Below are 12,406 nucleotides of genomic sequence, written 5' to 3'. Positions count from 1 at the left end.
TTGTTCTGAACCGGCCGGCCTAGGAGGCGCTGGCCGAGTCCCAGACGGCGATGGCCTCGTCCAAGGTGGAGACATCGTGGCGTGCCCTCATGACGGTCAGCGCGGCCTCGTGGACCACGGTGTCATAGGCGCCCACGGCGTCCTCGAGCAGCACGGCGTAGAAGTCGTTGTGGACGGCGTCCCGCAGCGTGGCCTCGACGCATCCGCCGGTGGAGACGCCCACCAGGGCCACGGATTCGATGCCCTGGCTGCGCAGCAGGAGCGCCAGCTCTGTGCCCACGAATGCGCTGGGGCGGCGCTTGGTGATGATGACCTCGCCGTCCTCGGGCAGGCACTCTGCACAGAACTCCGTGGCCGGATCCCCCTTGAGGCTGAGCTTGCCCAGGTCGATGGGCCGGCCGTTGGCGGCCGTGTACAGAGCCCGCAGCCAAGCGGCAGGTGAGCTGCCGCCGTCGGGCAGGTTTTCGACCCGGATGTGGAAGACGGGAACGCCGTTCTTCCGGGCCGCTTCGATGGCCCGGCCGCAGCGCTTGGCGACGTCGGGCATCATGCTGAGGTCGTGGCCGGAGTCGCCGATCGCGCCGCCGGCGTTCACGGCACCTTCCTGCATGTCGATCACCACAAGGGCGGTGGTGGCAGGGTCAAGCAGTTCCTGCAGCGTGTCGCGGACCTGCTTTCCGCAGATTTCAATCATGGGAGGTTCCTTCTGTGGGGTGGTGCCTGTGGGGTGGTGCCGGCCGGGTTCGACATCTGCCGGCCGGCACCACGCGGGACTGCCGGCGGCCTAGCGGCCGAGGGCGTTGAAGTGGATCTGGCCGTTGGTGAGGGGCACGGCCCCGGACAGTCCGGTCTTGGTGACCAGCACTCCTCTGGTTTCGACGAGCGACAGGATGGCTGCGCCGTCGTCCACAAGTGTGGTCATCTTCTTTAGGAGGGTGCTGCGCTTGTCCGCTTCCGTGTCCGGCGTGGCGGCAAGTTCGCTGCGTGCCTTGTCGAACTCAGGGTTGGACCAGCCCGTGGTGTTGCTCGGGGCGCCGGTTCCGTAGAACGCGTAGCTGTAGAACGCGGGGTCGGCTATCACGATGGGCTCGGAGTAGAGCACGGCCTGGTAGCGGCCTTCCAGCAGCGCCGTGGAGAAGTCCGTGGAGCTGGCCACGTTCTGCAGTTCAACGCTGATACCGACGTCCTTGAGCATGGACTGGATCAGTACTGCCGACTTGGCTGCCACCGGGCCGGGGCGGGTGGCACTGTAGCTCAGTGTCATCGGGAACCCGTTCGCATACCCTGCCCCGGCCAGGAGCTTCTTGGCCTCGTCCTTGTTGAACTTGTAGATCGCCGAGTCCTCCACCATGGGGAAGATGGATCCGGCCGGTTCGCCGAAGCCGGCGTAGGCGCCCTTGATCAAGGCTTCACGGTCGATCGCCATGGAGACGGCGTGGCGGACCTTGGGGTCGGCCAGCGGACCGGTCTTGGTGTTGATCATCATCGTGTCGCGGGTCTGGCTTGGGCAGTTGAGGACGGTGACACCCGGCGCCTTCTCCAGGGATTTGTACTGGTCGTATTCGAAGCCGTTGGCCACCTGGACCTCGCCGGATTCCACCAGCTGGCTGCGGGTGGCGGTGCTCTGGACCGCCTTGACGGCCACGCGTTTCACCGTCCCCCGGGTGCCTTCCCACTTCGGATCCGCCGTGACGGTCAGCGAGGCGCCCGGCGTGAATTCTTCAAGCTTCCAGCCGCTGTAGTCGGCCAGGTTCTTCGACAGCCAAGCATTCGCCGTCGGGTCTTCCGTGGTGACGTGCTTCTTGGCCTCAGTGCTGTCATGGACGTAGAACAGGTTGTTTTGCAGGGATTCCTCGGTGTAGGACGTCAGCGCCGTGGTGTTGAGCTGGAGGGTGTGCTCGTCGATCACCTTGACGAGGTTGTCCACGTTGAAACCGCTGCTCTTGAGCGTTCCCTTCATGACCGGCTGACGCTTCATGCCGATATCGAAGCTCCAGCGGACGTCTTCGGCCGTGAGAGTGTTCCCGAACTGGCTGGTGAGCTTGCGGAGCGTGACCACGACGCCGGTGCCATCCGGGCTGGGCTTGACGCTTTCTGCCAGACGGCCGTTCAATTCCGTGGACGGCGCGGGGCAGGTCTTGCCGTCGCTGTCGGCCGCTTTGTACTCGAGAAGCTGCGAGCCGAGGCCGCTGAGCACTACGTGCGAGGCGCTGCCGCCCCAGGGCGATGGCGTGAGGCTGTCCGGCAGGGATCCGACGGCAACAACAACGCTTTCGATGGAGGGGTTGACGGCGGCCTGCGGTGAACCGCCGCAGGCGACAAGGGATGTGGCGAGGGCGACAGCGGCGCCCCCGGTGAGCAAACGCAGACGTTTCATAACAGTGACTCCGTTTATTGGGGAAAGCTACGGCTGAACAGTCTCGTAGCGGTAAGCCTGCTTGTGGCCGGCCCGGATGATGGGCTCCACATCGAGGATGTTGCTGATGAAGTTGCCGTGGGTGGGGGCCACGGATTTGACGCCAATCTCATCAATAAGATGAAGAACGCGGTCATAGACTGCGTCCGCGTCATTGGCGAAACGGGCCCAGTACAGGGCGCTTCCGGTAAAGAACGCAGCATTCTCGACGGCGATGGGCACCTGCAGTTCGCCGGTGGTCAGTCCGCATTCGCCCGGGAGGTGTACCGGGTCTTCGTCGTCGAGTTCGGGGCGGTGCATGTAGCAGAAGCCGTCGGCCGTGAAGAGCACTCCGGCTTCAGGCGCGAAACCCCATTGGGTGTTGGGCAGGTCCCGGATGAGGGCCTCCAACACCAGGAACTCCTGCCCGCCCAGATCGATCCGGTCTCCAGGCACCTTTGCGTGGAGGTTGGAAACGATCTGAGGGTAGAAGAGGTGGTAGTCGCGGATGTCGCCCACCACCTGGATGTCCGGGTACTTCTCCACGAGCCGCGGCAGGTTGCCTGTGTGGGGAAGCTCGGGGTGGGTGGGAAACACGTACGTCAGCTGGCGGCCGTCCAGCAGCTCGTCGAGCGTGCTCGAAATGATGGGCCAGCTGGACGGGTTGCCCGTGTCCACCAGGATGGACGAGTGGTCGCCCTGGACCAGGTAGGTGGAGTTGTGGCCGTGGATCACACGGTCCGCCAGGTGGAATGGGAGGCAGGAGCTCATCCATGTGACACCCTTCGCGACGCTGCGCGGGAGGTCGCTGCTCATCGTTTCTACAAGTTGTTCTTCCATGACGGTCTCCTAAACCAGCTGCGGGGTGAGCGCGTCGAGCATGAAGTCGAGGTGGCGCCGGACCACGTCGCGTCCCTTCAGGACGCATCCGCGGGACGGAGCGATGACCTCGGGGTCCAGGGTGTCGAACCTGTCCTGGAGCCATTCCCTCAGGGGCTCGCACGTAGAGCGCGGGATCCATTCGTATTTCGCATAAAGGTGACCGGCCACTTGTTCCACGGTGGTGGTGTCCTCCACCGTGGAGTCGATGATGCGCTGGCCGTCGGGCCGGTCCATCACGCCGTGGGTGAAGGTGTCAGAGGTGAACAACGTGCCCGTTTCCTTGTCCCAGCCCCAGAAGGTGGGCAGGAGGCGCAGTAGGGGCGATTCAACTTCCAGCACGCGGCCGGGAGCTATCTCGATCTCCGCGGCCCGGGCCATGGAGTCGCCCTCCGCGGTCCGCTGGGCGTCGATCTGGTGGCGGCGTCCGCGCAGTGCCAGCCGGCTCAGGTCATCGAAAGCGTCGAAGGGGTTGATGACACCGCCGGTAAAGAGCCGTTCGATGTCGAACCTGCCGGCGATCGGTTCGAGGTTGGATACACAGTCCATCTCGGGCCTGGTGAAGAAGATGGAAACTCCCCCGCCTTCGCCAATGAGCCCTGCCAGGCCGTCAAGGATCTCTTCCGTGTGGACAGCCAATCCGGAATCGACCAGGAGCCGGGAGGAGCCCTCGGTCAGGAGGTAGGCGTTGGACGGCTGGAATCCTGTCGCACCCTGCGGAACCCAACTCACGCGGCCGTCGAGCGGAATGTTTCCGCCGAGGACCGCCAATTTGTCTGCATGCAATGAAGTGAACATATCTTCAATCTATTGAATATTGGGGGAAAGTCAAGGATTTTCTTGCGGAGCTGGCTATTTAGACCCGCTTCACGGCCGGTTCCGCCGCAGGGCGGATCTTGGACGGGCTCTTTACGCCACGGATGACGTTGTTGCGCGTGCGGGGGTCCAGAAGCGTGATGAGGGCGTCCAGCAGCACATAGCCCAGGAGGCTCGTGGCACCCATGATGAGGACGAACCCCTGAATGACGGGCACGTCGCCCTTGAGGACACCGTCCAGGGACCAGCCGCCGACGCCGGGCCAGGAGAAGACGCTCTCGATGATGGCCGCGCCGCTGAGTGCCGCAGCGAACAAGAGGACCATGTAGGTCATCAGGGCCCCGCGCACATCGCTCAGCGCGTAGCGGAACACCTGCAGCGGTTTCAGTCCGCAGGCCCGGGCGAATTCGATCTGGGGTGAATTCAGGACCTGGAGGAGACCTGTCCGCACGGTCTTCCCGAACGGGGCCGCGAAGAACAGTCCCATAGTGATAATGGGCAGGACGGCCCTGCTGAAGATGGATTGCACCGTTCCCCATTGACCAGCGATCACCGCGTCCAGGGCAAGGGATCCAGTGATCTTGGGAGGAGGAATGTCCGCGCTGGACAGCATGCCCAGCGGCGCAGGCGCCAGATGGAGCTGCTGGTAGAAGATAAACAGCAGCAGCAGGGCCAGGACAAACTCCGGCATGGCCATGAGGAACGAGACTCCGGCGGTGAAAGCTCTGTCCGCTCCCCGCCCGTATCGGTAGGCCGCCAGTGTGCCCATGCCCATGCCGATGAGCAGGGCCAGGAACAGTCCGGGAACCAGGTAGACCAACGTGTTGGGCAGCCGGGTCCAGATCTCTCCCGCCACCGGGCTTCCTGTGAAGAACGAATTTCCCAGGTCACCGCTCAAGGTGCGGCCCATGTACTCCAGATAGCGTTCCCAAAATGGTTTGTCCAGGCCTAGCTGAGAATTGATTCGGGCGATGTCCGCCGGGGTGGCATACTCGCCCAGCAGCGCGATGGCCGGGTTGCCGGGAAGCAACGAGACCAGGCCAAAGCTCAGGGTGATGAGCCCCAGGAGAAGCAGGAATGCAATGACAAGGCGGGACAGGACGTAGCGGATCATGCCATGGCCTCCCTTTCTCCGGGAACGTACGGGATGGGAGGCATGGCCGCGGCCATGAGTGCCTGCGTGTAGGGCTGCTGCGGACGGGAGAGAACGTCGTCCGTGGTGCCCGTTTCAACGAACCGCCCCCGGTGCATAACCGCCACATGGGAACAGAAGTGCCGGACAGTCTCGATGTCATGCGAGACGAAGACGTACGTCAGCCCCCTGGCGAGCTGCAGCTTCGCGAGCATCCGTAGGATGGACGCCCTGATGGTGAGGTCGAGGGACGACGTGGGCTCGTCCAGCACCACCAGGGTGGGGTTCGTGACGAGGCAGCGGGCGATGCCCACCCGTTGCTGCTGCCCGCCGCTGAGGTTGGCCGGGCGACGGTCCAGGAAATCCTGCGAGAGCCCCACCTCTTCCAGGGTGTCCGTGACCCGGCGTAGGCGCTCGGCGCGGGACCCGTACGTCTTAGCGACGATCAGGGGTTCTTCGACGATCTGGCGGATGGTGAGCCGCGGATTCAGGGAGGCGAACGGTTCCTGGAAGACAATCTGCCAGCGCCGGCGCCGGTTCCGCAGCTCCGCCTTGGACAACGCACGAATGTCCTCGCCTTCGAGGAGTATCGTGCCGGAATCGGCCTCGCTGAGCCTGAGGATGAGGCGGCCGAGGGTTGACTTGCCGGAGCCGCTTTCACCGATGATCCCCAAGGTCTCGCCCTTTTCCACAGACAGTGAAATACCCTCCACTGCTGCCACGGGCAGTCCCTGCGGACTTCGGAACGTCTTCCGGACGTCCTTCAATTCAATGATGGGCATGGTCATATGCTCCTGGATTCGGAGAGTTCGGTGGGGAGTGTTGGGCCAGCCGTGTGGTGCACCGCGCCGGCAGAACCAGCCTTCGGCTGGACAGCGTCCGGGGAACCAGCCTTCGGCTGGACCACGGAATTGAGCAGCGAGACGGTGTAGGGATCCTGGGGCCGGACGAACACTTCGGACACCGCCCCCTGCTCAACGATGCGGCCGCGGTACATGACCAGGACGCGGTCGCAGTAATTGGCCACCACCCCAAGGTCATGGGTGACGATCAGCATCGAGCGGCCGCTCCCCTTCGTCAGCCGCGTAAGGGTGTCCAGTACCTGCCGCTGCACGGTCAGGTCCAGCGCCGTCGTCGGTTCATCCGCGATGACCAAGCGGGGGTTCAGGTACAAGGCCATGGCGATAACCACGCGCTGGGCCATGCCGCCGCTGAGCTCGTGCGCGTAGCCGCGCATGACGCGTTCCGGATCGTTGACGCCGGAGGAGGCCAGCAATTCGAGGGCCCGGCCGCGCGATTCGGCGTCAGCCTTGAGCCCGTGCGCTTTAGCGATGTTCGCGAACTGCTTTTCGATGCGCACCACCGGGTTCAAGGCGCTGAACGGGTTCTGCGCCACGAAGCCTATTTCCCTGCCCCTGAGGTGGCGGATCTCCCGTTCCGGCAGGCGGATCAGATCCTGGCCGTGGAATTCGGCGGTGCCATCCATGACGCGCCCGGGCGGCATGAGCAGCTTTACCACCGAGCGGACCACGGTGGACTTGCCCGATCCGGATTCGCCCACCACGCCGACGATTTCGTTTGCGCCGACCTCGAAGGAGATGCCGTGGAGGACACGGGTGACGCCCTCCCGGGAGTGGAACTCAGTCACCAGGTCCCGCACCTGAAGTCCTGTGGTCATCGTGCCCGCTCCACTCGCTCGATCTTGGTTTCTATTGCTCCGGCAATGACATTGAGTGAGCCAATGGCCAGCAGCATGGCGGCGGTGGGAAATGCGGCCGCCCACCATTCGCCGCGGATCAGCATGCTGACGCCGTCGTTGATCATGGCCCCCCACGTCGGCGTGGGCGGCTTGACCCCAACGCCAAGGAAGTTCAGTGCGGCAATGGTCCCCAGGGCGTTGGCCGCCGTCAGTGTTGCCTGCACCAGGACCACTCCATAGGCGTTGCGGAAGATGTGGTTGAACGCGATACGGACGGGCGAGCACCCGATCGCCGCAGCAGCCTCCACATAGCGCGCGGAGCGAAGGGCCATGGCCGCCGCCCGGGATAGGCGCACGAATCGTGGCGCCGCCACAATGGCGATCGCCAGGACCACATCCGTTGCGCCGCCGCCCATGAGCTTGATGGAGACGACGGCGATGACGATGATCGGCAGTGCAGCGAAGGCATCAATAACGCGCATGATGGCCTCGCCCAGCCTGCCGCTGGTGGCGAACAGGCCGAGCGGGACGCCCACCAGCAGTGACAGCGCCGTGGCTGCCAGGGCGACGGGAAGGTCCAGTTTCGCGGCCTCGATGGTCCGGGAGAAGATGTCCATCCCGTTTCCATCCGTGCCGAACCAGTGCGTCCCGTTCGGCGCGATGCCGATCGCATCGGTGTCCGGGCGGAGGGGGTCGTGCGGAAGCGGCGCCACCACGGCCATGAGGGGCAGGCCCACAATGATGGCCACCGCGATGGCGGCCATCATCGTGTTTGACCGGCCGACCAGGAGGGTCTGGCCGCGGCGGGCCCACGCCGTGGCACGGAGGCCGGGTGAGGTGCGCGGAAGTCCTTGGATACTCATGGGGCCCCCTCGGGGAATCGGCCGGAAACGACGTGGGAGACGAGATAGACGCCAGGACTCCTCGCAATGAGTCCACTCGCAATGTAATGAAGATCGTCCTGCTTCAGGACCGGTGGCTGTTGCATATTCAGCTCCTGTATTCAGCTCCTGTTCGGACCTTGATCGGCAATCGCCTCATATCAAAGTCTCATCACTTTATTGAATGTGACTGTAGCGCCAAGTGTGACGAATTGCACTCTTTTTCTCGGAAAACAGGGAACCGCCCGAAAGTGACTGCCGCCTCTCCGGGTTCTTAATGGCACACGGGGAGCCGAAACTGAACTCGGCAGGACACGGGCGATTCGTAGGCAGGCCATTGACACCACAGTGGAGTGGCTTCAATATAGTGAGCAAATGCCGACTGCGATGAAGCTCACGTGCTGCCGACGGCCCACGGAAACAGATGAGGAACGGAACCCAATGCCCAACTTTCAAGAATCAGCCGCTGCAGTAGCCCCCCAGCCGACCGCACCGGGACAGCCGGTGAAGTACCTGCTCCACGACGGCGAGCTGGTGGACTATGCCGACGCCCGCCTCCATGTGCTGAGCACCTCTCTGAAGTACGGCGTCGGAGTCTTCGAAGGGTTCCGCGCGTACTGGAGCGAGGACGAGCAGCAGCTGTACGCGTTCAGGGTGGGCGACCACATGAAGCGGCTCATCGACTCCATGCGGGTCGTGGAGATTGACGGCCCGCAGGACATCGACGAACTCCGCGAGCAGCTACTGGGGCTGATCCGGGCCAACGAGCTGCGAAGCAATCTGCACATGCGCGCCCAGGTCTTTGTTGATTCCGGTGACGGCAAGCCCGAGGACACCGGTCCCTCCACCGTATTCATGGCCGCCATTCCAATGGGTAACTATTTCGGGAGCACGGGACTCGATGTCCAGATCAGCAGCTGGGCCCGTCTCTCGGACCGGTCCATGCCGCCACGGGTGAAGTCCATCGCCAACTACCAGAACGGCAGGCTTGCCCTGTTGGAAGCCAAACGCAACGGCTATGGCGCTGCGCTGCTGCTCACAGAGAGCGGACACGTCGCCGAAGGCGCCGGCTATAACGTCTTCATGGTCCGCCAGGGACGACTCTGCACTCCCCCGGTGACGGACAGCATCCTCGAGGGCATCACCCGGGACAGCGTCCTGCACCTGGCCCGCACGGAGCTGGGCATCGACGTCGACATCCGTCCCATCGACCGCACCGAGCTGTACTCGGCCGACGAAATCTTCGTCTGCGGCAGCGCGGCCGAGGTCAACCACGTAGCATCCGTGGACCGCACCGCGATCGGCAAGAGAACGGCAGGCGAGATCACGCGCAGCCTCCAGGATCTGTACCGGCAGGCTGTCGTCGGACGCGTGGCCGCGGACCAGAAGTGGGCCACGCCCGTTTACCCGTCATGAAAGGAGACACCATGCTGGAAACACAGACGCTGCAGGAGGTGCCCTCCGAGGAATTGGCACGCGCCGGCTTCGAAGACGCCTCCCTGTCCTTTGAGGCGAGCGCCGAGCCGGTCCTCACCGTCTGCCAGGGCGAGCACTTCTGGCTGGACGCCCGGAGCCTGCTTACCGGCGGCCTCTTCGAGGAGACCGGCGAGTACGAGAAGCTGTCCATTCCCGTCACCGGGCCCGTCGCCATCCGCGGGGTGCTTCCCGGCGATGCGCTGCGCGTGGACATCCACGAGATCAGGATCGCCAGCCGCGGTGCCATGGTCACCCTGCCCGGACGCGGGGGCTTCACCGGCGGTCTGGGACGGGCCGGCCACGTGGTGGAGATCGTGGACGGCCAGGTGGTGTTCGACGGCCACATCACCATCCCCGTCCGGCCCATGGTGGGCAAGCTGGGGGTGGCGCCTGTTGGCACCGGCCCGAACTCCAGCACCGTGGGGATCCACGGAGGCAATATGGACTGCAAGGACGTGACGGCGGGCTCCGCCGTCGTCCTCCCCGTCCAGGTGCCCGAAGCGATGCTGTACGCCGGGGATCTGCACGCGGCCCAGGGCGACGGAGAGTGCTCGCTGACTGCCGTTGAGGTCGAGGGCAGCGTGCGGCTCTCCTGCACGGTGGTTCCCGGGGCTGCGGTTCCGGAGGCCGACGCCGGCCTCCGGCGGCCGGTGGTCCTGAGCGGTGGTTCCGTCATCACGATCGGCGACGGCGACACCTTGGACGAGGCGGCCCGGCTCGCCTTGGATGACATGCTGGAACTGCTCCAGACGGACCGGCATTGGTCGCGGGAGAAGACCGCGATGCTGCTCAGTGCGGCCGCGGATGTATCCGTCTCGCAGCTGGTCAACGCCCGCGTCTCGGCCAAGGTCACCCTGGCTTCGCGCTATTTCAGCGCCGAACCTTTCACCCTTGACTCTTCCGACGCAATTTCTTCCGACACTATGAATGCGCAGGTCTCCGATGTTTGATCTCCTCCTGACCAATGGACTGGTCGTCACGCCCTCCGGTGCAGCGCGTCTGGAGATCGGGATCGTTGGCGGCAAGATTGTGTCGCTCCGCGCCTCAGGTGCGTCCGGCCCGGACTCGCCCGACGAGGGCCGCCGGGTGGTGGACCTGAAAGGCCAACTTGTGGTCCCGGGCGGGGTGGACCCTCACGTGCACACCAACTCGGTGCTTCCCACCGCGGCGGAGAGCGGCATCATGTGCTTCGGTCCGGACCGCGTCAGCGAGGGCGCCATCTATGGCGGCACCACCACCCTGGTGGACTTTGCCCACTGGAAGCCGGGCGACGAACTGTCCGAGTCGTTCGCACGGAAGTCGGCCGAGTGGGCCGGCTCCACCTACACGGACTACGCGCTGCACGGCACCTTCAAGGAGCCGGAAATCCCCTTTGACGTCCTGGAGCAGGTCCCGGACGCGGTGGCCAACGGGCATGGCAGCTACAAGGTGTGGATGACCAACACGACGCCCACGCGGCCCAAGCAGAAGACGGACCTCGGCAACATGTGGGGGCTCATGGAACAGACGGCGGCCGCTGGCGCGATGCTTGCCGTGCACGCCGAGGACGACGACATTGTCATGTACTCGTATAAGAAGCTGCAGCACCAGGGCAAGACCGACCTCGCGTACATGCACCATGCCCACAACAATCTGTCCGAGAAGCTCTCCTTCCAGCGGGCCATCACCCTGGCCCACCATGTGGGGGCTCCCATCTACCTGATGCACGTCAGCGCCCGCGAGGGCGTGGACGCCATCCGCGAGGCACGCGGCCGCGGCCAGGCGGTGTACGGGGAGATCCTTCCGCACTATGCGTATTTCACCGCCGAGGACTACAAGCAGGAGAACGGCGCAATCTACCACACTTACCCCTCGCTGAAGTCCGAGACGGACCGGGATTCAATGTGGGAATCGTTGCTGGACGGCTCGCTGAGCACCCTGGCCACCGACGGCGTCTGCACGGATTTGGAGGTGAAGACGCGCGGCAAGACCATCCTCGACGCGACCGGTGGCCACGCCGGCGTCGAGATGCGCATGGCCGTGGCGTACACCGAGGGCGTCAAGAAGCGGGGCCTGGACCTGACGCGCTTCGTGGACATCACCTCAGCGAATGCCGCCAAGATCTTGGGCCTGTACCCGCAGAAGGGCGTCATCGCCGTCGGCAGCGACGCGGACCTGGCCGTACTGGACACCAACGTGGACCGCCGGATCACGGCTTCGGACCTTCACGAGGCGGACTACACGCCATGGGAGGGCTACCGGGTGGCTGCCTGGCCGAGTATGACCGTGCTGCGCGGGACCGTCATGGTGGAGGACCGGAAGCTGCTGGCCGGCCCGAGCGGATCGCTGCTCAAGCAGCGCGTATCCAGCGACGTCCTCAACCGGCCGGCATGCTGACCGCCTCCGCCATGGCTCACTAGACCGGGGCTTAGGGCACTGCTGCCAAGAACGGTTCCCTACGCCCCGGGATCTCTACATTTCCGCTGGCGAGGCCATCCACCCTCGAGCATCCACGGAAGGACCCAGACAGCCAACAGCCAGGACTTGGCACCGATCCTGACGAGATTAGGGACTAATGACCATTTCAACAGCGCTCAACAGCCTTCTCACAGCCGTTGAGAGGCGAGACGACTTGGACGCCGCATTGGACCAGGCAATTGACGCCTGTATCAATGACCGAACGAGTGGGCATCCTGATAACACGGCCCGGCCCGGGCCGCTAAGAGGTTCGGCGCAACGCTAATGTGTCGCCCGGAACGACAAGGGAACGCTGGGGCGCATTCTCCGATGGACCGAGTTGGCTTTGGCACCTCCTGGACGTCGAGCGACATCTTGATGCCGGGAGCATGCCAGACAAACAGGGGAAGCCACCTGGCATGTGCGTGCCTGTTTGCCAGCGTCCCTGATTTTGTGCGGCTACAGAAAGGACTATGACTGTCAAAGGCTATGTGCAAGATTATGAACCACGCGGCTGTCGGGTCAGAGATATAGGGGCAGTGCATTCCGCTCATGTACAAGATCTAGCCGAAGGCAGCGCCGCGGTGCCAGAGTTCGGTTTGCTCAGCCAGACTCAGAGGCCTCCGTCGTATTCGATACGAGACTGGCTGCTCTGGTCCCGACAGGGCGCGTTCAGCGATGCTGTGGCCGCT

11 protein-coding genes are annotated in these 12,406 nt (G+C 64.3%); 3 read left to right on the top strand and 8 right to left on the bottom strand.

All coding sequences use genetic code 11. From position 1 onward, the window contains the following. Positions 1–19: 19 nt before the first annotated feature. The 8 genes from JOE41_RS19780 to JOE41_RS19745 form a co-directional block, all read right to left on the bottom strand. Positions 20–694, bottom strand: coding sequence for a cysteine hydrolase family protein (locus tag JOE41_RS19780; RefSeq protein WP_209753330.1), 675 nt, complete (start codon positions 692–694; stop codon positions 20–22). A 90-nt stretch (positions 695–784) separates the two neighbouring features. Further along, on the bottom strand, positions 785–2,377 hold the full coding sequence (locus tag JOE41_RS19775) for an ABC transporter substrate-binding protein (RefSeq protein ID WP_209753329.1): 1,593 nt from the start codon (positions 2,375–2,377) through the stop codon (positions 785–787). A gap of 27 nt (positions 2,378–2,404) precedes the next feature. Next, positions 2,405–3,235 (bottom strand): MBL fold metallo-hydrolase, encoded by an 831-nt coding sequence (locus tag JOE41_RS19770; protein ID WP_209753328.1) that lies wholly within the window; start codon positions 3,233–3,235, stop codon positions 2,405–2,407. A gap of 9 nt (positions 3,236–3,244) precedes the next feature. Then, a complete protein-coding gene (locus tag JOE41_RS19765) occupies positions 3,245–4,072 on the bottom strand; it encodes a hypothetical protein (protein WP_209753327.1) in 828 nt (275 codons plus the stop codon). 58 nt (positions 4,073–4,130) lie between these two features. Next, positions 4,131–5,204 carry an ABC transporter permease gene (locus tag JOE41_RS19760; protein WP_209753326.1) on the bottom strand — a complete coding sequence of 358 codons (1,074 nt, stop codon included), beginning with the start codon at positions 5,202–5,204 and terminating at the stop codon, positions 4,131–4,133. After that, positions 5,201–6,004, bottom strand: a complete 804-nt coding sequence (locus JOE41_RS19755; protein WP_245200769.1) for an ABC transporter ATP-binding protein — start codon at positions 6,002–6,004, stop codon at positions 5,201–5,203. Before JOE41_RS19755 ends, JOE41_RS19760 begins: the two co-directional genes overlap by 4 nt. Positions 6,005–6,006: 2 nt before the next feature. Then, positions 6,007–6,900, bottom strand: coding sequence for an ABC transporter ATP-binding protein (locus tag JOE41_RS19750; RefSeq protein ID WP_209753324.1), 894 nt, complete (start codon positions 6,898–6,900; stop codon positions 6,007–6,009). Next, complete coding sequence (locus JOE41_RS19745; protein WP_209753323.1) at positions 6,897–7,784, bottom strand: ABC transporter permease; 888 nt, start codon at positions 7,782–7,784, stop codon at positions 6,897–6,899. Before JOE41_RS19745 ends, JOE41_RS19750 begins: the two co-directional genes overlap by 4 nt. Positions 7,785–8,243: 459 nt before the next feature. Between JOE41_RS19745 and JOE41_RS19740 the strand changes: the two genes are divergently transcribed. From JOE41_RS19740 to JOE41_RS19730, 3 genes are read left to right on the top strand one after another with little or no spacing between them, the layout of a single operon-like run. After that, positions 8,244–9,218 (top strand): branched-chain amino acid transaminase, encoded by a 975-nt coding sequence (locus JOE41_RS19740; RefSeq protein WP_209753322.1) that lies wholly within the window; start codon positions 8,244–8,246, stop codon positions 9,216–9,218. 11 nt (positions 9,219–9,229) lie between these two features. Further along, positions 9,230–10,228: an acetamidase/formamidase family protein gene (locus JOE41_RS19735; protein ID WP_209753321.1), complete on the top strand. Its 999-nt coding sequence runs from the start codon at positions 9,230–9,232 to the stop codon at positions 10,226–10,228. Next, positions 10,221–11,654 (top strand): dihydroorotase family protein, encoded by a 1,434-nt coding sequence (locus JOE41_RS19730; RefSeq protein ID WP_209753320.1) that lies wholly within the window; start codon positions 10,221–10,223, stop codon positions 11,652–11,654. The genes JOE41_RS19735 and JOE41_RS19730 overlap by 8 nt, the downstream gene beginning before the upstream one ends. Positions 11,655–12,406: the final 752 nt, after the last annotated feature.

This window comes from Arthrobacter sp. PvP103 (assembly GCF_017833075.1).
GTDB lineage: Bacteria > Actinomycetota > Actinomycetes > Actinomycetales > Micrococcaceae > Arthrobacter.
The sequence above is the reverse complement of the archived record's forward strand: the minus strand, read 5'-3'. Positions and strand labels throughout refer to the sequence as shown.

Excerpts from the sequence above, each read along its gene's own strand:
- JOE41_RS19780 (WP_209753330.1), bottom strand. The coding sequence starts at position 694 with ATGATTGAAATCTGCGGAAAGCAGGTCCGCGACACGCTGCAGGAACTG.
- JOE41_RS19775 (WP_209753329.1), bottom strand. The coding sequence starts at position 2,377 with ATGAAACGTCTGCGTTTGCTCACCGGGGGCGCCGCTGTCGCCCTCGCC.
- JOE41_RS19770 (WP_209753328.1), bottom strand. The coding sequence starts at position 3,235 with ATGGAAGAACAACTTGTAGAAACGATGAGCAGCGACCTCCCGCGCAGC.
- JOE41_RS19765 (WP_209753327.1), bottom strand. The coding sequence starts at position 4,072 with ATGTTCACTTCATTGCATGCAGACAAATTGGCGGTCCTCGGCGGAAAC.
- JOE41_RS19760 (WP_209753326.1), bottom strand. The coding sequence starts at position 5,204 with ATGATCCGCTACGTCCTGTCCCGCCTTGTCATTGCATTCCTGCTTCTC.
- JOE41_RS19755 (WP_245200769.1), bottom strand. The coding sequence starts at position 6,004 with ATGCCCATCATTGAATTGAAGGACGTCCGGAAGACGTTCCGAAGTCCG.
- JOE41_RS19750 (WP_209753324.1), bottom strand. The coding sequence starts at position 6,900 with ATGACCACAGGACTTCAGGTGCGGGACCTGGTGACTGAGTTCCACTCC.
- JOE41_RS19745 (WP_209753323.1), bottom strand. The coding sequence starts at position 7,784 with ATGAGTATCCAAGGACTTCCGCGCACCTCACCCGGCCTCCGTGCCACG.
- JOE41_RS19740 (WP_209753322.1), top strand. The coding sequence starts at position 8,244 with ATGCCCAACTTTCAAGAATCAGCCGCTGCAGTAGCCCCCCAGCCGACC.
- JOE41_RS19735 (WP_209753321.1), top strand. The coding sequence starts at position 9,230 with ATGCTGGAAACACAGACGCTGCAGGAGGTGCCCTCCGAGGAATTGGCA.
- JOE41_RS19730 (WP_209753320.1), top strand. The coding sequence starts at position 10,221 with ATGTTTGATCTCCTCCTGACCAATGGACTGGTCGTCACGCCCTCCGGT.